Origin of the sequence: Streptomyces sp. AM 4-1-1 (assembly GCF_029167625.1) — a bacterium.
Lineage (GTDB): Bacteria > Actinomycetota > Actinomycetes > Streptomycetales > Streptomycetaceae > Streptomyces.
The window spans coordinates 465,077-484,364 of record NZ_CP119145.1 but is presented as its reverse complement, the minus strand read 5'-3'; the positions used below and the strand labels follow the sequence as shown (position 1 = coordinate 484,364).

General features: G+C 72.5%; 12 protein-coding genes. 7 read left to right on the top strand and 5 right to left on the bottom strand.

What is annotated here, in order from left to right:
• Positions 1-2 precede the first annotated feature (2 nt).
• From PZB75_RS02075 to PZB75_RS02055, 5 genes are all read left to right on the top strand, one after another.
• Positions 3-6,692 carry a type I polyketide synthase gene (locus PZB75_RS02075; protein ID WP_275533558.1) on the top strand — a complete coding sequence of 2,230 codons (6,690 nt, stop codon included), beginning with the start codon at positions 3-5 and terminating at the stop codon, positions 6,690-6,692.
• A 139-nt stretch (positions 6,693-6,831) separates the two neighbouring features.
• A complete protein-coding gene (locus tag PZB75_RS02070) occupies positions 6,832-7,713 on the top strand; it encodes a 3-hydroxyacyl-CoA dehydrogenase family protein (RefSeq protein ID WP_275533557.1) in 882 nt (293 codons plus the stop codon).
• Complete coding sequence (locus PZB75_RS02065; protein ID WP_275533556.1) at positions 7,710-8,012, top strand: acyl carrier protein; 303 nt, start codon at positions 7,710-7,712, stop codon at positions 8,010-8,012. The genes PZB75_RS02070 and PZB75_RS02065 overlap by 4 nt, the downstream gene beginning before the upstream one ends.
• A complete protein-coding gene (locus tag PZB75_RS02060) occupies positions 8,005-9,114 on the top strand; it encodes an acyl-CoA dehydrogenase family protein (RefSeq protein WP_275533555.1) in 1,110 nt (369 codons plus the stop codon). The genes PZB75_RS02065 and PZB75_RS02060 overlap by 8 nt, the downstream gene beginning before the upstream one ends.
• 70 nt (positions 9,115-9,184) lie before the next feature.
• Entirely contained in the window at positions 9,185-10,309 is a 1,125-nt protein-coding gene (locus PZB75_RS02055) for an HAD-IIIC family phosphatase (RefSeq protein WP_275533554.1), read from the top strand.
• A 45-nt stretch (positions 10,310-10,354) separates the two neighbouring features.
• Here the strand turns inward: PZB75_RS02055 and PZB75_RS02050 are convergent, their stop codons facing one another.
• The 3 genes from PZB75_RS02050 to PZB75_RS02040 all read right to left on the bottom strand — a co-directional run bounded on the left by PZB75_RS02050 (position 10,355) and on the right by PZB75_RS02040 (position 12,208).
• Positions 10,355-11,023, bottom strand: coding sequence for a class I SAM-dependent methyltransferase (locus tag PZB75_RS02050; protein WP_275533553.1), 669 nt, complete (start codon positions 11,021-11,023; stop codon positions 10,355-10,357).
• An 80-nt stretch (positions 11,024-11,103) separates the two neighbouring features.
• Positions 11,104-11,406, bottom strand: a complete 303-nt coding sequence (locus tag PZB75_RS02045; protein ID WP_275533552.1) for a hypothetical protein — start codon at positions 11,404-11,406, stop codon at positions 11,104-11,106.
• A gap of 19 nt (positions 11,407-11,425) precedes the next feature.
• Positions 11,426-12,208: an alpha/beta fold hydrolase gene (locus tag PZB75_RS02040; RefSeq protein WP_275533551.1), complete on the bottom strand. Its 783-nt coding sequence runs from the start codon at positions 12,206-12,208 to the stop codon at positions 11,426-11,428.
• 403 nt (positions 12,209-12,611) lie between these two features.
• Between PZB75_RS02040 and PZB75_RS02035 the strand changes: the two genes are divergently transcribed.
• Entirely contained in the window at positions 12,612-14,747 is a 2,136-nt protein-coding gene (locus PZB75_RS02035; protein WP_275533550.1) for a BTAD domain-containing putative transcriptional regulator, read from the top strand.
• Positions 14,748-15,009: 262 nt separating this feature from the next.
• Here the strand turns inward: PZB75_RS02035 and PZB75_RS02030 are convergent, their stop codons facing one another.
• Positions 15,010-15,870: a BTAD domain-containing putative transcriptional regulator gene (locus tag PZB75_RS02030; RefSeq protein WP_275533549.1), complete on the bottom strand. Its 861-nt coding sequence runs from the start codon at positions 15,868-15,870 to the stop codon at positions 15,010-15,012.
• A 570-nt stretch (positions 15,871-16,440) separates the two neighbouring features.
• On the opposite strand from PZB75_RS02030, the gene ccrA reads away from it, so the two are divergent.
• Positions 16,441-17,811: a crotonyl-CoA carboxylase/reductase gene (gene ccrA, locus PZB75_RS02025; RefSeq protein WP_275533548.1), complete on the top strand. Its 1,371-nt coding sequence runs from the start codon at positions 16,441-16,443 to the stop codon at positions 17,809-17,811.
• 69 nt (positions 17,812-17,880) lie between these two features.
• Here the strand turns inward: ccrA and hemA are convergent, their stop codons facing one another.
• Positions 17,881-19,131, bottom strand: coding sequence for a 5-aminolevulinate synthase (hemA, locus tag PZB75_RS02020; RefSeq protein WP_275533547.1), 1,251 nt, complete (start codon positions 19,129-19,131; stop codon positions 17,881-17,883).
• Positions 19,132-19,288 lie beyond the last annotated feature (157 nt).

The following is a 19,288-nucleotide window of genomic DNA, read 5'->3' as shown; positions in this document are numbered from 1 at the left end:
ACATGGCCACGGACAGGGTGGTGGAGGCGCTGCGCGCCTCGCTGATGGACAACGAACGGCTGCGTGACGAGAACCGGCGCATCCGCGACCGGTCGCGCGAACCCGTGGCGATCGTGGGGATGAGCTGCCGGTTCCCCGGCGGCGTCCGGTCGCCGGAGGACCTGTGGCAGCTCCTGGTGGGTGAGCGGGACGCCGTCACGGGCTTCCCCTCCGACCGGGGCTGGCCGCTGGACGAGCTGTACGACCCCGACCCGGACAACCCCGGCACGGCCAACACCCGGGAGGGCGGTTTCCTGCACGACGCCTGCGAGTTCGACCCCGGCTTCTTCGGCATCTCCCCCCGGGAGGCGCTGGCCATGGACCCCCAGCAGCGCCTGCTGCTCGAAACCTGCTGGGAGGCCGTCGAACGGGGCGGGATCGACCCGCTGTCGCTGAGCGGCAGCCGCACCGGTGTCTACGCGGGCGTCATGTACAACGAGTACGCGGTCCGGCTCGGCAAACTCCCCGCCGATCTGGAGGGGTTCCTCGGCACCGGCTCCGTGTCCAGCGTCGTCAGCGGCCGGATCTCCTACACCCTGGGCCTCGAAGGGCCCGCCGTCACCGTGGACACCGCCTGTTCGTCCTCCCTGGTCGCCCTGCACCTGGCCTGCCAGGCCCTGCGGGCCGGGGAGATCCGTCTCGCACTGGCGGGCGGTGTGACGGTCATGTCCACCCCCGGGCTCTACGTCGGATTCAGCCGCCAGCGCGGACTGGCCCCCGACGGCCGGTGCAAGTCCTTCGCCGACGGGGCCGACGGCGCGGGCTTCGGCGAGGGCGTCGGGATGCTCCTGCTGGAACGGCTCTCGGACGCCCGGCGCAACGGCCACCCGGTGCTGGCCGTGGTACGCGGCAGCGCGGTCAACCAGGACGGCGCAAGCAACGGGCTGACCGCCCCCAACGGCCCCTCCCAGCAACGGGTCATCCAGCAGGCCCTGGCCGCCGCCGGGCTGGCACCCGACGACATCGACGCCGTGGAGGCGCACGGCACCGGCACCCGGCTCGGCGACCCGATCGAGGCCCAGGCCCTGCTGGCCACCTACGGCAGGGACCGCCCCGCGGAACGGCCGCTCCTGCTCGGTTCGCTCAAGTCGAACCTCACCCACACACAGGCCGCCGCCGGAGTGGGCGGGGTGATGAAGATGGTCCTGGCGATGCGGCACGGACTGCTGCCCCGCACCCTGCACGTCGACCGGCCGTCGTCCCAGGTGGACTGGTCCGAGGGCGCCGTCTCCCTGCTGACCGAGGCCACCCCGTGGCCCGACACCGGCCGGCCGCGCCGGGCCGGTGTCTCCTCCTTCGGCGCCAGCGGTACCAACGCCCACACCATCCTGGAGTCGGCGCCCGCCACCGAGCCCGCCGCCCCGGACGACCCGGCCGCGACCGGTCCTTCGGTGACCGGCCCTTCAGCGACCGGTACTGCTGTGAACGGCTCAGCCGCGACCGGCCCCTCCGTGAATGGTCCCTCCGTGAACGGGCCTTCCGTGAACGGGCCTTCCGCGACCGGGCCTTCCGTGAACGGGCCTTCCGTGAGCAGCCCTTCCCCGACCGGCCCCTCCGTGAACGGCCATTCCGCGACCGGTCCCTCCGCGAATGGGCCTTCCGCGACCGGCTCTTCAGCGTCCGGCTCCTCCGCGAATGGCTCCTCCGCGTCCGGCTCCTCCGTGAGCAGCCCTTCCCCGACCGGCCCCTCCGCCTCCGGCTCGGCCGCGACCGGCCCCGCCGCCGGACGGGCATGGTCCGGGGCCCCCGTCGGGCCCACCGTCTGGACGCTGTCCGGCAGGGGAGAGGCCGCGCTGCGCGGTCAGGCGGCGGCGCTGCACGCACGCGTCACCGCCGAACCCGCCCCGGACTCACGGGACATCGGCCTCTCCCTCGCCACCGGCCGGTCGCGCTTCGCCGACCGCGCGGTCCTGGTCGGCGACGACCGCGCGACCCTGCTCGACGGACTGGCCGCGCTGTCCCGGGGCGAGAACCCTCCGGGCTCGGCCCGGGGCAGGGCCCTGCCCGGCCGCAAGGCGGTGTTCGTCTTCCCCGGCCTCGGCTCCCAGTGGCCCGGTATGGGCGCCGAACTCCTCGTCGCCTCACCCGTGTTCGCGCACCGGCTGGCCGACTGCGAGCGCGCCCTGGCCCGCCACCTCGACTGGTCACCGACCGAGGTGCTGCGCGGAGCGCCCGGCGCGCCGTCGATGGACCGGGTGGACGTGCTCCAGCCGGTCCTCTTCGCGGTGATGATCTCGCTCGCCGCGCTCTGGCGCTCCCACGGCGTCGAACCCGCCGCCGTCATCGGCCACAGCCAGGGCGAGGCCGCCGCGGCCTGCGTGGCCGGAGCCCTCACCCTCGACGACGCGGCCACCGTGGTGGCACTGCGCAGCAGGGCGCTCGCCGGACTCGCGGGCGACGGCGGCATGGCCACCGTGCTGATGTCCCCCGACGAGCTGACGCCCCGTCTGAAACCGTACGAGGGCAGGGTGTCCATCGCCGCCGTCAACGGCCCCCGGGTCCTGGTGGTCGCCGGCGCGGCCGCGGACGTCACCGCGCTCGTCGACGCGCTGACCACCGAGGGCGCGATGGCGTGGCCCATCCCGGTGGACTACGCCTCGCACTCCGGCGACATCGAAGCGGTGCGCGACCGGCTGAGCCACGACCTGGCCGGACTCGCCCCCCGTACCCCCGCCGTCCCCCTGCTCTCGTCCGTGGACGTCGACTGGCTGACCGCGGCGGATCTCGGACCCGACTACTGGTACCGCAACCTACGGCAGACCGTCCGCTTCCACGACGCCGTGCGCCGACTGCTCGACGAGGGCCACCGCACCTTCGTGGAGGTCAGCCCCCACCCGCTGCTCACCTACGGGATCGAGGACTCCGTCGCCGACGCCGCAGCCGACGACGCCGTGGTCGTCGCCACCCTGCGCCAGAACGACGGCGGCCCCGCCCGGATGCTGAGTTCACTGGGGGAGGCGTACGTCAACGGGGTGGACGTCGACTGGCGGCCGGTGTTCGAGGGCACCGGGGCGCGCAGGGTCGACCTGCCCACGTACGCGTTCCAACGCGACCACTACTGGCTGGAGACCCCCGTCGTGGCGGGCGACCCGGCGTCCAGTGGCCAGACCGGCACCGGGCATCCGCTGCTGAGCGCTGCCGTGGACCTGCCGGACTCCGGCGGGGTGCTGTTCACCGGGCGGCTGTCGCTGCGCGACCGCCCCTGGCTCGCCGGTCACGCCGTGTCCGGCACGGTGCTGCTGCCCGGCGCGGCGGTACTGGAGATGGCGGCGCACGCGGGCGCGTACACCGGCTGCGCCACGGTGGAGGAGCTGACCCTGGCGGCGCCCCTCGTCCTGCCCGGCGACGGCCCCGAGGAGCCCGGCGGCGGGGACCGGCAACTACGGTTCGCCGTGGCCGGCCCCGGCCCGACCGGCCGCCGTACCTTCGAGCTGTACGCGCGCGCGTGCTCCGACGGCCCGGACCGCCCCGGCACCGCCGACGATCCCGGCGCCGACGACACCTGGGTGCGGCACGCCTCCGGGACCCTCGCCCCCGCCGTGCCGGCGGACGGGGACGGGTTCCCGGCCGCCCCGGCCCCCTGGCCGCCCGCCGGCGCCGTCGCCCTGGACGTCGACGAGCTGTACGACGGTTTCGAGGCCGCCGGGGTCCACTACGGACCGCTCTTCACCGGACTGCGCGCGGCCTGGCGCGGCGCCGATACCGTCCACGCGGAGGTGGCGCTCCCGGAGGACGTACCCGGATCGCGGGAGACCGGATTCGCGGTGCACCCCGCGCTGCTGGACGCCGCACTGCAGACGGTCGGGCTGCGGTCCGGCACGCCTGACGGCGGCGACGGGCCCCGGCTCCCCTTCTCCTGGCACGACGTCACCCTCACCCGCCCGGCCGGTCCCGTCCTGCGGGTGGCGCTGCGCTCCCTGACGGAGGACACGGTGTCCGTGCGGGTCACCGAACCCACCGGCCGGCCGGTGATGACGATCGGCACCCTCACCCTGCGGACCGCGTCACCGGTCACCTCGCGGACACCCACGCGGTCCTTGTTCCGCCCCGAGTGGGCGCCCCTGGGCGCCACCGGGCCCGCTCCCGCCGTCCCCCGGTGGGCCGTGCTCGGCCGACCGGACGAGCGACTGCTCCCGGCCGGATTCCCGGCCGGCCACCACCAGGGCCCGGCGGACATCACCGGCACACCCGACGCGGTACTCGCCCTGTGCGCCCCGCCCTCGCCGTCCACGGCCCCGGCCCCGCCCGCCGCCCCCGGCCCGTCCACCGCCCCCGCCCCGGCCGCCCCGGACTCCGGCCCATCCGGCGCACCCGGCCGGCCGGGCCCGGCCCTGGCGGCCACCGCTCCCGTGCTCGACCTGCTGCGCCGCTGGCTCGCCGAACCACGGTTCGCGGACACTCCGTTGGTGCTGCTCACCCGCGGTGCGGTGGACCTCGGCGACGACCCGGTCGACCCCGGCGCCGCCGCTGTCCACGGACTGCTGCGCGCGGCCCAACTGGAGCACCCCGGACGGTTCCTGCTGCTGGACACCGACGGACACACCGACGGGCACACCGACGGACGTGCCGACGACCTGCCCGGCATCCTCGCCACCGCCCTGGCCTGCGGGGAGCCCCAGCTCGCCCTGCGGGCAGGCGTCCTGTACGCCGCCCGGCTCGGCCGCCCGCCCGCCCCCGGCCGGGCGTTCACCGCCGATCCGGACGGCACGGTCCTGCTGACCGGCGGCGCGGGCACCCTCGGCGCCCTGGTCGCCCGCCATCTGGTCGCCGCGCACGGCGTACGGCATCTGCTGCTCGTCGGCCGCCGGGGCGCCGCCGCCGACGGGGCCACGGCCCTGACCGACGAGCTGACCTCGCTCGGCGCCCACGTCACCATGGCCGCCTGTGACGTGGCCGACCGCGAGGCGCTCGCCGGGGTGCTCGCGGCCGTGCCCGCCGCCCACCCGCTGCGGGCCGTCGTCCACCTCGCGGGCGTGCTCGACGACGGCGTACTGGAAGGACTGTCGCCCCAGCGGCTGGACACCGTCCTGCGGCCCAAGGCCGACGGGGCGTGGAACCTCCACCAACTGACCCGGGACGCCGACCTGTCGGCCTTCGTCCTGTTCTCCTCCGCCGCCGGAATCTTCGGCAGTCCCGGACAGGCGTCCTACGCGGCGGCCAACGCCTTCACCGACGCGCTCGCCGTGGCCCGCCGCCGGGCCGGCCTGCCCGGCACCTCGCTCGCCTGGGGCCTGTGGGAGCGGCGCTCCGCCCTGACCTCGGACCTCACCGGCACCGACCTGACCCGGATGGCCAGGAGCGGCGTACAGGCACTGACCGCCGAGGAGGGACTGGCCCTGCTCGACACCGCCCTGGCCCTCGACGACCCGGTCCTGGTGCCGATCCGTCTGGACCCCGCCGCCCTCCGGGGCGGCCCGGTGCCGCATCTGCTGCGCTCACTGGTGCGCCCGCCCGCCCGGCGGGGCGGTCCGGAGAGCGACGCCTCTCTGCGGCCCCGGCTCGCGGCGGCGCCCGAGGACGAGCGGCGGGCGATCCTGCTGGGACTGGTCCGGGCCCAGGCCGCGGCCGTCCTCGGCCACGCCGACCCGGACGCGCTCGCCCCGCGCGACGCCTTCCTGGAGGTCGGATTCGACTCGCTGACCGCCGTCGAACTGCGCAACCGGCTGGCCGCCGCGCTGGACCTGCGGCTACGGCCCACCGCGGTCCTGGACACGGGCTCCCCGGCCCGTCTCGCCGCCCACCTGTCCGACGAACTCGCCCACGCGGCCTCGGCGGACGGGAAGCCGGAGGACCGGGCCCCGGCCCCCGCCGTCGACCCGGTCAACGCCCTGTTCCGGCAGGCGTGCGAGGCGGGAAAGCTCCACGACGGCGTCAAGATCCTCCAGCACGCCGCCATGTTCCGGCCCGACTTCCGCTCCGGCGCCGAACTGCTCCGCGCGGACGCCCGGCCGGAACCGCTGCGGCTCAACGCCCGCGACGACGGTCCCGAGCTGATCTGCTTCGCCTCGGTCGTCGCGCTGGGCGGCGCGCACCAGTACGCACGCTTCGCCGCCGCCTTCGAGGGCCGCTACGGCGTCAGCGCGCTCGACGCACCGGGGTTCGCCCCCGACGAACCCCTGCCGGGGACCATGTCCGCGCTGGTGGAGTTCCAGGCCGCGAGCGTCGGGGACCGGTTCGGGGACCGGCCCCTGGTCCTGCTGGGGTCCTCGTCGGGCGGCACCCTGGCGCACGCGGTCGCCGCCCGGCTGGAGGCGCGGGGACGCGGCCCGGCGGCGGTGGTGCTGCTGGACACCTACCTGTCCGGCGACACCGCGATCAGCCAGTTCAACGACGTACTGATGCAGGGCATGTTCGACCGCGAGGACCGGGCGGCTCCCATGGACAGCGCCCGGCTCACCGCCATGGGCCGCTACTTCCAGCTCCTCGACGACTGGGAAACGCCCCCGGTCAAGGCCCCGGTCCTGCTCGTACGCGCCTCCGAGCCGCCCGCCGAACCGGCCGGCGACACCACCGTCGACTGGCGGGCCTCCTGGAACCGGCCGCACACGGCCGTCGATGTGCCGGGAAACCACTGGTCGATGATGGAGAAACACCTTCCGTCCACCGCGCGGGCGGTCTCCGCGTGGCTGGACTCCGTGATCACGGATGAGTAGCCCCGGCGCCGGGAACCGGCGGCGACACGCCGAAGCCCGTGCGGAAGCCCACTCAGAAATCCACTCAGAGGCCCACCGAGAGGCCCTTTCCCGACGGCCGTTCCGACGGGTGATCCCGTTAGGGACAGAGGAACAGGAGATGCCGGAGAACATGGACACCGATACCGGGAGGACACCCCGGCTCACCGTGCTGGGCGCCGGGGTGATGGGCGCGAGCATCGCCACCCTGGCCGTGGGGCACGGCGTGCCGGTGCTGCTCGTCGACACGGACCGGGACAAGCTCGCCGCCGCCGGGGACCGTATCGAACACGAGCTGCGACTGGCCCGTCTGATGGGCGCGCTGCCGGACGGCGCGCCCACGGGGGAGCTGACCACCAGCGCCTCGGTGACGGACGCGGCGGGCTCCGACGCCGTGATCGAGGCCATCACCGAGATCGCGGAACTCAAGGCGAAAGTGCTCTCCGAGGTCTCCGCCGCGGTGTCGCCGGGCACGGTCCTGGTGTCCAACACCTCGGCCATCCCCATCGACGAACTCGCGTCCGCGGCGGCACGCCCGGCCGAGGTCGTCGGGACCCACTTCATGAACCCTCCGTACCTCATCCGTACGGTCGAGGTCATCCGCGGGAGGCGCACGGGTGACGCCACCATGGCGGCCGTACGCGAACTGCTCGGCGTCCTGCACCGGGAACCCGTCGTGGTCAACGACGCCCCCGGCTTCGTCACCAGCCGGGTCCTCCACCCGATGATCAACGACGCGGTCCGGGTCGTCCAGGACGGCACGGCGACCGCCGAGGCCGTCGACACGCTGATGCGGGGCTGTCTGGGCCACCCCACCGGCCCGCTGCGCACCGCCGACCTGATCGGTCTCGACAACCTCGTGGACTCCCTCTGGGTGCTGCTCGACCGCACCGGCGACGAGGGCTGCCGCCCGTGCGACCTGCTGCTGGAGAAGGTGCGCCAGGGCCACCACGGCCGTAAGAGCGGCCGTGGCTTCTACGTGTACGAAGGAGAAATGTCATGACGGTCTCGTCCGACGACGCGTCGCGCCCCGCGGTGACCCCCACCGCCGTCGTGGAGAAGGAACTCCTGGTCTTCCTGGAGGCGCGGACCAGGACACAGTGGCACGAGGACCTGGACCTGTTCGCCTCCGGCGGGCTCTCCTCCCTGTTCGCCATGCAACTGGTGGTGCATCTGGAGAAGACGTACGGCATCTCGATCCGCGGCGCCGACCTCCGGCTCGACAACTTCCGTACGGTACGCGGCATGGCCGCCCTGACCGGGCGGCTCCAGCGACCGGCCTCCGGGGACGCCGGTGAGTGACGCGCTCGCGGAGGCGTCGGCCTCGGTCACCGGCCTCGTCGGTGACCGGGCGGACGCCTGGGACCGGGCGGGTCTGCTCCCCGCCGGACTGCTGCGTGAGCTGGGCGCCGCCGGACGGCTGTGCCCGGAGGTGGCCGCGGAGTTCGGCGGGCTCGGCTGGGACAGCGCGCTCGGCGGAGAGTTCACCGCGCACGTCGGCGGCCTGTGCAGCTCGCTGCGCAGCGTCATGACCTCGCAGGGCATGGCGGCCTGGACCATCGACCGGCTCGGCGGACCGGGACAGCGGGCGGCGCTGCTGCCCCGGCTGACCGGCGGGGAGCTGGCCGCCGTCGGATTCAGCGAACCGGGGGCGGGCAGCGACCTGTCGGCGATCACCACCACGATCACCCGGGACGGCGACTCCGTCGTCGTCGACGGCCGCAAGGTGTGGGTGACGGCCGCTCACTACGCCGACCTCCTCGTGGTGTTCGGACGTCTGGGCGACGGCGGAGCGGCCGTCGTGGTACCCGCCGACACCCCAGGCGTACGGGTGGAACGCGTCGCCGACCCGCTGGGCTGCCGCGCGGCCGGGCACGCCGAGGTCCGGCTGGACGCGGTCCGGCTGCCCGCCGGCCAGGTCCTCGGCGGCGCCGGCCAGTCGCTCCCGCTGCTCGTGACCACCGCCCTGGCGTACGGGCGGATGTCGGTGGCCTGGGGCTGCGTCGGCATCCTGCGCGCCTGTCTGGCCGCCGTCGCGGCCCACGCCAGGGAACGCGAACAGTTCGGCAAGACGATCGGGCGGCACCAGCTGGTGGCCAGGCACCTCGCCGAACTCCTCGTCTCCGAGCAGATCGCCACCCGCGCCTGTGAACACGCCTCCCGCTGCTGGGACAACGGCTCCCCGGAGATGGTGATCGCGACGGTGCTGGCCAAACACATCGGCGCGGGTCACGCCGCCCGGGGCGCCGCCACCGCCGTCCAGGTCATGGCATCGGCCGGCGCGCGCGACGGGCACCCGGTGGCCCGTGCCTACCGGGACGCCAAGCTGATGGAGATCATCGAGGGCAGCAACGAGCTGTGCCAGCTGATGCTGGCCGAACACGTCCTGACCATGCCGCTGTGACCGGCCACCGGCAACGCCCCGCCCCACGCTTTCCTCCGCACCCGCACGCCAAGGAGCAAGGAGCAAGGACATGAGCGACGAACCCACCCCACCACCCGCCCTGGTGAAGTGCCTCGTCTGGGACCTGGACAACACCCTGTGGCGGGGCACCCTCCTGGAGGACGCCGAGGTGCTGCTGCCCGACGGCATGCGCGAACTGATCGTCGAACTGGACTCCCGGGGCATCCTCCAGTCCGTGTGCAGCCGGAACGACCACGACCTCGCCTGGTCACGGCTGGAGGAGCTGGGTCTGGCCGAGTACTTCGTCCTGCCCGAGATCGGCTGGGGGCGGAAGTCGGACGCGGTCGCCCGGATCGCCGAACGGCTGAACTTCGCCCACCGGACCATCGCCTTCATCGACGACCAGCCGGCCGAACGCGCGGAGGTCGCCTTCCGCCTCCCCGACGTGCGCTGCTACCCGGCCGAGGAGGCCGCCTCCCTCGCCGGCCGGCCGGAGTTCAGCCCTGCGGTGAGCACCGTCGACTCCCGGCGCCGCCGCGAGATGTACCGGGCGGGCTTCCGGCGCGAGGCGGAACGCACCCGGTTCGAAGGCCCGGACGAGGAGTTCCTGCGCTCCCTCGAACTGGAGATGCGCATCGGCCGGGCCACCCACGAGGAGCTGTCCCGGGTCGAGGAACTCACCCTGCGGACCAGCCAGATGAACGCGACGGGGGTGCACTACCCGGACCGGGTCCTGCGCGAGCTGATGGCGGACCCGGGCCACGAGGTGCTGGTGGTCACGCTCACCGACCGCTTCGGGCCGCACGGAGCCGTCGGGGTGCTGCTCCTGGAGAAGCGCCCCGAGGTGTGGCACCTCAAGCTGCTCGCCACGTCCTGCCGGGTGGTGTCCTTCGGCGCCGGAGCGACGATCCTGAGCTGGCTCGTCGACCAGGCGGCGCGGGCCGGCACCCATCTGCTGGCCGACTTCCGCGGCACCGACCGCAACCGCATGATGGAGATCGCCTACCGGTTCGCCGGCTTCGACGAGCAGCCGTGCGTCTGCCGGGAAGCGGCGACGGCCCCCGCCGGGGCGGAGGGTGTCCAGCGGCTGCACCTGGCACCGGTACGGCAGCCGGCACCGACCTACGTCCGGGTGGAGGCCGTCCGGCTGACGGGGCGGGAACCCGCCGACGGGGTGGTCACGTCCAGGGTGTGAACGGCGCGTACGCGAGCCGCCCGGGACCCGGGCGGCTCACGTACGTCAGCGGGACCTCCGGCGCGCGAGCGTGATGCCGTCGGCCATCGGGAGCATGCTGATCTCCACCCGGTCGTCGTCACGCAGCAGCGCGTTCAGCTCCCGCACACCGGCGGTGTCCGCGTCCGACGCGGTCGGGTCCACGACCCGGCCGAAGAAGAGCGTGTTGTCCACCACGATCAGACCCCCCGGCCTGATCAGCGAGAGGGAGAGTTCGTAGTACCGCGGATAATTGGCCTTGTCCGCGTCGATGAAAATGAGATCGTACGATTCCTGGCCCCCGGCGGCGATCAATTCCGCCAGCGTCTCCACGGCCTCCCCGATCCGTAGCTCGATCCGGTCGGCGACCCCCGCCCGCTTCCAGTGACCGGCGCCGATCTCCGGCCAGCGCGCGCTGATGTCACAGGTCACCAGACGGCCTCGCGGGGGCAGCGCGCGGGCCATGCACAACGTGCTGTAGCCGGTGAAGGTACCGATCTCCAGGACCGTCGACGCCCGCGTGACGCCCACGAGCAGCGCCAGCAGCTGCCCTTCCTCGGCGGGCACCTGCATGGCCTGCCCGCCGGGCAGCTCGCCGGTCTCCGCACGCAGCTCGCGCAGAATGTCGTCCTCACGCAGTGAGAATTCCCTGACGTAGTCCAGGAGATGCGGAGTGATGTTCAACTGGTCTGCCATACCGGAATTTTAATGGCGAATCCGCATTCTCCTCAAGAGCGCGGCAGTGGAATTAAGACATGGTTCCCGGCGGATTTCCCTCAGGAAATGATGCCGAATTCCGTGGGAAGGTGGGGGCGGTGGCCGCCGACCCCTTCGTCGTCCGCCCCGTGCCACAGACCCGGATCGTAGGGATCGTCCGGCACGGCCACGAAGAGCCCGTCACCCGCCGGGAGCGGGCGCGGCACGCCGTACAGGTCGGCGGCGTCGATCCGCAGCCGCTCCACGGTGTTCACGAGCCTCAGCGTCATCGCCGACTCGCCGGTCCGGCTCCGCAAGGAGTCGACGCAGCGCCCCAGCCGCTCGATCACGCGCAGCAGTTCCTCGGTCTCGGAATTGGACATGCCTCACTCAACCTCTCGGTCAGCGGGTATCCGGTCCCGGCACCCGCAGGGCGCCCAGATGATCGCGGACGGCGTCCTGCACCGCCGTGGGACGGTCGTTGAGGAAGAAGTGACCGCCCTCGAAGACCCGCAGGGTGAAGCGGCCCTCGGTGTACGCGCGCCACCCCGCGACCTCCTCGACCGCGGCCCTCGGGTCGGCGTCCCCCGTCAGCGCGACGACCGGGCAGGTCAGCGGCGGCCCGGGGGTGTACGTGTAGGTCTCCGCCGCCCGGTAGTCGCTGCGGATCGACGGCATGACCATCGCGCGGATCTCCGGGTCCGTCAGCGCCGCGGAGAGCGACCCGCCCAGCAGGTCGAGTTCGGCCAGGATGCCCCGGTCGTCGCGGAGGTGGACCGACTCGGCGCGCACCGACTCGGGCGGTCGTCGGCCCGAGACGAAGAGCACCAGCGGCGCCCGGCCGCCGGACCCCTCCATCCGCCGGGCCACCTCGAAGGCGACGGTCGCGCCCATGCTGTGCCCGAACAGGGCCAGCGGCCGGTCGTCCGTCCGCCGGGCCAGCACCGGGACGATCCGGTCCACCATCCGGGGAATGCTGTCGACACACGCCTCGGACCGCCGGTCCTGCCTCCCCGGATACTGCACCGCGAGGACGTCCGCGCAGGACGCCAGGGCCTGTGCCATCGCGAAGAAGGCACTGGCCGACCCGCCGGCGTGCGGGAAGCAGACCAACTGGACCCCCGCCCCGGGCGCCGGGTGGTAGCGCCGCAGCCAGAGTTCGTCATCGGAGGCGTGACCGTCCATCGGTGTCCCTTCTCCCGGCGTCCGCCCGCCGTGCGCGGCGGACAGGTGCCCGAAGAGGGCACTTGGTCGAGCAATGTAGCCAGTCGGACGAAACGGCGGACACCCCTAAACGCCCCCTGCCGGCCCCAGACTTCTCACCCCCGGCCCCGGACCGGCCCGGTGGGGAACGGGCCGTCCCGCCGGTGCTCCCGGGAAGTCCTCGACGCCGTTTCCGTACACCGTCGGCGCCCGTGTCCACGAATCGGCCGGAAAGCGCCGGTTGGAGCAGCCGGAGAGAGTCGTTCAAGATACTTGCCAGATTTATTTCACCGAGTTCCGGCACGTTCGTGGAGGCGAAGCGGAACGTACGAACCGTGACGATCAGGTGGGGCAGTTCGTGCGATGACGGAGGTGTCCGACACATATGGAATTCTTGCTTCTCGGGCCCCTGGTGGTCCGCACGGGTGGAGCCGAACTCAGGGTGTCCGCCCCCCGGCAGCGCATCGTCCTCGCGACCCTGCTGCTCAACGCGAACCGAGTGGTCTCGGTCGACAGCATCGCCAGGTTCGTCTGGGACGGCGACTCCCCGCCGAGCGCGGCGGCCACCATCCGTACCTACGTCATGCGGCTCCGCCACGTGCTGGGCGCCGCGGGAGCGGCCAGGATCACCACCCGCGCCCCCGGCTATCTCATGGAACTCCAGGAGTGCGAGACCGACCTGGGCAGGTTCACCGAACACCGCAGGGCCGCCGGAACCCTCGCCGACGCGGGTGATCTGCGCGGCGCCGTGGCACGGCTGGAACAGGGCCTGGCGCTGTGGCGGCACGACCCGTTGCTGGACGTCCCGTCCAAGGCGCTGCACGACGCCGAGGTCTGCTACCTCCAGGAGCTGCGTCTGCAGACCCTGGGCTGGCGCATGGACATGGAACTCGCCCTGCAACGGCACGCCGACATGCTGCCCGAGCTGTGGCGGCTGGTGCGCGAACACCCCCTGCGCGAGGCGTTCGTCGGCCGTCTGATGCTGGCCCTGTTCCGCTCGGGCCAGCAGCAGGAGGCACTGGAACTGTTCCTGCGTACCCGGGCGGTCCTGGTCGAGCAGCTGGGCGCGGAACCGGGCGCCGGCCTGCGTGAGATCCACCGGCGCATCCTGTCCGCCGAGGACGAGCCGCCCAAGCCACCGCCCGGCACCCTCCATCTGCCCGAGCCGGCCGAACAGGGCCCCGCCGACCTCGTCGTCGCCCGTACCGAGCCCGCCCAACTCCCGCCGGACCTGCCCGACTTCACGGGCCGCACCAGGGAGCTGTACGAACTGGGCCGATCGCTGCGCGGGACCGAACCCGCGGCCGCCCTCGCCACGACCACCGTCATCACCGGACGCGGCGGCATCGGCAAGACCACGCTGGCCCTGCGCGCCGCCCACCTGGACAGGGGACGCTTCACCGACGGCCAGCTGTACGCGAACCTCGCCGGCACCCGGGACCGGCCCGCGGAGCCCGACGACGTCCTCGCCCGGTTCCTCACCGGCCTCGGCGTGCCCGAGACGGCCGTTCCCCGGAGCGGGAGCGAACGCATCGCGCTCTACCGGTCGTTGATGGCCGACCGCCGGACCCTGGTGCTGCTCGACGACGCCCGGAACGCCGCGCAGGTCCGTCCCCTGCTGCCGGGAGCCGGTGACAGCAGGGTCCTGGTCACCAGCCGGGACCGGCTCGCCGATCTTGAGGGCGCCCACGCCGTGGGCCTCCCCGACTGCGACGAGACCGAGGCGCTGGACATCCTGCGTGCCTTTGTCGGAAGGCACCGCACCGACGCCGAACCGGAGGCCGCCCGGCGCGTGGTCGAACTCTGCTCAGGGCTGCCGCTGGCCGTGCGGATCGTCGGGGCCCGGCTGCGGGGACGGCCCCGGCGGAGTCTGAGCGGCGTCGCGCAACGGCTGGCGGACCCGCGGCGGACGCTCGACGAGATGCAGGTGGGCGATCTCGCCATCCGCGCCACCCTGGACGCCGCGTACGCCTCGCTGCCGCCGCGTTCCGCGCTCGGCACCGATCTGCGGGCGGCCTTCAGGGCGTTCGGAGTGGTCGACATGTCGAGCTTCGAGCTGGAGACGGCGGCGGTGCTGCTGGAGTGTTCGCAGGACGAGGCGGAGGACGTCCTCGACACCCTGGTCGACGCCCATCTGCTGCGCGAGGAGGGCCAGCACCTCTACCGTCTGGACCACCCGCTGCGCGCCTACGCCCGCGAACGCGCCGAGCTGGAGGAACGGCCCGAGCATCGTGTCGCCATACTGCGCCGGCTGCTCGGCTGGTACCTGAGTCTCCTGGAGGGCAGCGGCCTCACCCTGGTCGGCCATCGTGTGCAGCGGTCCCGGGGCCCGTCCGACGACCACCCGTCGCTGAAGCGGCCCGTGGACCGGCCGCGTACCGAACGGAATCTCGCCGCGGCGCTGGCTCGGGCGGAGACGGTCGGCCCGGAACACATCGGCGGCGGACTGGTGGCCGATGTGCGGACCTGTCTGGCCACCCGCTTCACCGTGCCGGGACATGGCGAGGCGACGTTGGCCTGACGGGTGACGGGTGACGGGTGACGGGTGACGGGTGACGGGTGACGGGTGACGGGTGACGGCCTGTCCGGCGGCTGGTCCGGACAGTGCCGGTACCGGTACCGGTGTTCGTCCACCCGGTCGGCCGGCCGGCCGTTCCCTCCCCGGTTCGCCCACCCCCGCCCGTGGGGAGCGCGAAGCGAGTGGTGCGCGGGTGCGTCGATCGGCCGCTTCCGTCTCCCGCGGTCCCGTACCCGCTCGGAGCCGGTCGGGGCCGCGACACCGGTCAGACCGACGAGGCCGCGACCTCGCACGCCCCGGAGTTCTGCGAGCGGGGCGGACCGAGCACGGTGGAGGCGGACCTCCGCAGCAACTGACCGTAGAGCATCTGGGAGAGAGGGCTGGGCGCGATGCCCAGTTCCGCCTCCAGCCGCCGACGGGTGCGCTCGTACCGCGCGGCGGCGTCGGCCCGGCGTCCGGCCCTGTCCAGCGCGATCATCAGGTGCCGCAGTACGACCTCGTCCAAGGGCCGGTCGGTGGCAAGGACCTCCAGATCGCCGAGCACCGCGAGATGGTGGCCCGCGCGCAGCTCCTGGGCGTGGTGGTCGAGCAGCGCCGCGACACGTTCCCTGGACAGGGTCTCCCGGACGGATTCCGCCCACGGGCCGCCGATGCCCTGAAGCGCTTCGCCGTCCCACAGGTCCAGGGCCTGCCGGTACAGCGGCGCGGAGCGCTCGTAGTGGTCGCCGCACTGCCGGGCGGCGGAGACGAGCGAGCGGAACCGGTGGACGTCGATCGAGGCGGGATCGATCTCGGCCGTGTAGCCGCCGAGGGAGCGGCGGATGCGCGGACCGCCGCGATACGCCGTGTCCTCGCCCGGACGCCCGCCGGGTGTGTGACCGGTACCGGCCGAGAGCGTACGGCGGATGCGCGCGATGTAGCTGTAGAGCACGTTCTTTCCGGAGGCCGGCGGGGTGTCTTCCCACACCCGGTCGATCAGTGTGTTCATGGAGATCACACGGTTCGCGTCCATCAGCAGCGCGGCCAGTACGCACTGCTGTTTGGCCGGGCCGAGAGTGACCGGTTGGCCATTTCGCTCCGCTGTGAGCGGACCGAGAAGGCTGACGGAAAAGGTGTCAGATAGCACAACTGTTCCCTTCTTCCGAAAAGGCGACCTCTTCCATAGCTTATTGTCTCGTGACCGCCGAACGTGTCACTTTCCGCAGGTCCGCAATTTTCACGTCGATGGTTTGAGAAGTGACCGGGGTGGCAACGATCTGTCGTCGTGCCGGCGGAGGCCAGGCTCACCGGTACAGGTCGTCGGCACGCTGCCGTGCGAGGGAACGGGAAGGGCGCCGAGTGGCTCTCCGGGCGGAGACGTCTCCGGTCAGGGCGTCACCTTCCGATGATTACCGGCCAATTGAGGAGAACCGGGAACTTCCCCCCGGGGACCGGACCCCCGGGGCCTGCGGGGCGGTGTGAAACGAAAGAACACTCCTGTTTCCCAGGTGTTCGTCGGGGCCGTCCCGCAGCCGTGAAATAGGGGGAACCGGATAAGGGTTGGCACCGGACCGCACTCGTCGTACCGTGCTGCTCGGACGGGCAATGACGTGGCGCATCCGCTATTCGCTTTCCGTCACTCACCATTTCGTACCGAGCGCGGTCCCGTGACTGTTCCCCGCCGCGCGGGTGTCTCCAGATGACGCAGAGGAATTCTATGGACCTCTTGGCCGAAGCGGTGCTCGATGGCAGTTCCCCGGAGCGGTTGGAGCGGGAGGCGGTACCGGACGAGTACACCGCCGTCCATCTGCGGGCCGAGGACGTCGGGATGTTCGGTGACGCCGACGACAAGGACGTACGGAAGTCCCTCCGGCTCGGCTCCGTACCCATGCCCGAACTCGCCGTGGACGAAGTGCTGATCGCGGTGATGGCCAGTTCGATCAACTACAACACCGTCTGGTCCGCGACCTTCGAACCCGTCCCCACGTTCGCCTTTCTCAAGCGCTTCGGCCGGCAGGGCGGATTCGCCGCGCGGCACGACCAGCCGTACCACGTGGTGGGCTCGGACGCCTCAGGAGTCGTCGTGCGGGTCGGTGCCGGGGTGCGGCGCTGGCGGGTCGGCGACCACGTCGTGGTCAGCGCCGTCCAGGTCGACGACCAGGAACCCGCCACGCACGGCGACGGGATGATGGGCACCGAGCAGCGCGCCTGGGGCTTCGAGACCAACTTCGGCGGTCTGGCGCACTACGGCGTGGCCCGTGCCAGCCAGCTGCTGCCCAAACCGGCGCATCTGACCTGGGAGGAGGCCGCCTCCATGATGCTGTGCGCGGCGACCTCGTACCGGATGCTGGTCAGCGAGCGCGGTGCCCGCATCAAGCAGGGGGACATCGTGCTGATCTGGGGCGCGAGCGGCGGCCTCGGCAGCTACGCCGTGCAGTTGGTCAAGAACGGCGGAGGCATCGCCGTCGGAGTGGTCGGCTCGCGGGAGAAGGCCCGGCGGGTGCGCGAGCTGGGCTGCGACGTCGTCATCGACCGGGCCGACATCGGCATGGCCGGGAAACCCCCGGCCACCCCGGAGGAGACGATCGAGCTGGGGAAGCGGCTGGGCAGGATCATCAGGGCGGAGACCGGTGAGGACCCCCACGTGGTCTTCGACTACGTGGGCCGGGCGACCTTCGGCGTCTCCGTGTTCGTCGTCCGCCGGGGCGGAACGGTCGTCACCTGCGGTTCGAGCACCGGGTACCAGCACCAGTTCGACAACCGCTACCTGTGGATGAATCTCAAGCGGGTGATCGGCAGCCATGGGGCGAACTTCCAGGAGCAGTGGGAGTGCAACAGGCTCTTCCGGCTCGGACAGCTCGTCCCCACCCTGTCCGCGGTCTATCCGCTCACCGAGGCCGCCGACGCCGTCCGGCACGTCCAGACCAACCAGCACATCGGCAAGGTCGGGGTGCTCTGCCTGGCGCCGCGCACCGGCCTCGGGGTGACGGACCACCAGCTGCGCGAACGGTTCGGCGAGGACCGTCTGAATCCGATGCGCGACCTCGACGCGCCGGCCTCGCGGGCCGTCCCGGAACCCCGGCGGTAACCGGGAGGGAACACGACCCGGCCCCGGCGGTGGCCGCCCCCAGGTGGGGAGCGGCCACCGGACCGGGGCTCAGTGCTGGGCCGTCCCCGTCCGCGCGGCCCGCGTACGCGCCGACCGGGGGACCTCCAGCTCATCCCAGATCCCGTCCAGCGCCCCGACGAATTCGCGTACGTCGTCGGGGCTGTGCACGGCGCCGGGGGCCACCCGCAGGATCTCCTCACCGACCCGGACACTCGGCGCGTTGATGGCCTGGACGTAGATGCCGTGCCGCTCCAGCAGGATGGCGGAGATCTCCTTGCACAGGCTCTCCTCGCCCACGAAGACGGACACGATGTGGGACATGTCCGAGAGGAACGGAATCCCGCGCTCCGTGAGCAGCCGGTGCATCAGGCGCGCGTTCCCGCCGAGCCGGTCGCGTTCGGTGTCCGACGTCCTCAGATGACGCACGGCGGCGAGACCGCCCGCCACCACCGCGGGCGGGAGGGCCGTCGTGAAGATGAAGGAGCGGGAGACCGCCCGCACCGCGCCGATGAGCGCGGAGGGCCCCGCGATGTACCCGCCGGTGGTGCCGAACCCCTTGGCCAGGGTTCCCATGATGACCGTGAACCTGTCGGCCAGTCCCAGACTCGCGGCGATCCCGGCACCCTGCGGTCCGTACATCCCGACCGCGTGCACCTCGTCGAGAAACGTCATCGCGTCGTACCGCTCCGCGATGCCGGCGATCTCCGCCAACGGGGCGACATCGCCCGCCATCGAGTGGACGGATTCCGCGACGATCATCTTCGGACGCTCCGGATCGGCCGCCGCCATCAGTTCGGCGAGATGCGCGGTGTCGTTGTGACGGAAGATGTGTTTCTCGGCGCCACTGTGCCGGAGCCCGTCGATGATCGACGCGTGGTTCAACTCGTCGGAGAAGACCACGCAGCCCGGCACCCGCCCGGCCAGGACCGACAGGGAGCCGTCGTTCGCCGTGTACCCGGACGTGAAGACCAGCGCCTCCTCCTTGCCGTGCAGATCGGCCAGTTCCTTCTCCAGCAGCACGTGGTACTGATTCGTTCCGCCGATGTTCCGGGACCCGCCGGCCCCCGCCCCGAACGAGTCGAGGGCGTCCCGGGCCGCGGCCAGCACCGACGGATGCTGCCCCATGCCCAGATAGTCGTTGCTGCACCAGACGCTGATCTCGGAGTCGACCCCGTCCCTGCTGTTGAGGGCCGCGGGAAAGTGCCCGGCGCGTCGGCCGATCTCCAGGAACTCCCGCTTACCGCCCGTCGACTCGAATTCCTTCATGTGCTGCGAAAAGAAGTCCAGATAATGGGTCATGACGTCAACTCGCTCTCTGGGAACCGTGACTGCACGGGGCTCGGCCCCCTCATGCCGATGACAACAGGTGCTCTTCCCGGCGTGACGCGGCAGCGCCTGGCCCGCCCGTCGGTCAGTGGTCGACGGAGATGGATTTCTTCGAACCGAAGCCATCTTC

Coding starts and splice junctions, on each gene's coding strand:
- PZB75_RS02075 (WP_275533558.1), top strand. CDS start 3: ATGGCCACGGACAGGGTGGTGGAGGCGCTGCGCGCCTCGCTGATGGAC.
- PZB75_RS02070 (WP_275533557.1), top strand. CDS start 6,832: ATGCCGGAGAACATGGACACCGATACCGGGAGGACACCCCGGCTCACC.
- PZB75_RS02065 (WP_275533556.1), top strand. CDS start 7,710: ATGACGGTCTCGTCCGACGACGCGTCGCGCCCCGCGGTGACCCCCACC.
- PZB75_RS02055 (WP_275533554.1), top strand. CDS start 9,185: ATGAGCGACGAACCCACCCCACCACCCGCCCTGGTGAAGTGCCTCGTC.
- PZB75_RS02050 (WP_275533553.1), bottom strand. CDS start 11,023: ATGGCAGACCAGTTGAACATCACTCCGCATCTCCTGGACTACGTCAGG.
- PZB75_RS02045 (WP_275533552.1), bottom strand. CDS start 11,406: ATGTCCAATTCCGAGACCGAGGAACTGCTGCGCGTGATCGAGCGGCTG.
- PZB75_RS02040 (WP_275533551.1), bottom strand. CDS start 12,208: ATGGACGGTCACGCCTCCGATGACGAACTCTGGCTGCGGCGCTACCAC.
- PZB75_RS02035 (WP_275533550.1), top strand. CDS start 12,612: ATGGAATTCTTGCTTCTCGGGCCCCTGGTGGTCCGCACGGGTGGAGCC.
- ccrA (WP_275533548.1), top strand. CDS start 16,441: ATGGACCTCTTGGCCGAAGCGGTGCTCGATGGCAGTTCCCCGGAGCGG.
- hemA (WP_275533547.1), bottom strand. CDS start 19,131: ATGACCCATTATCTGGACTTCTTTTCGCAGCACATGAAGGAATTCGAG.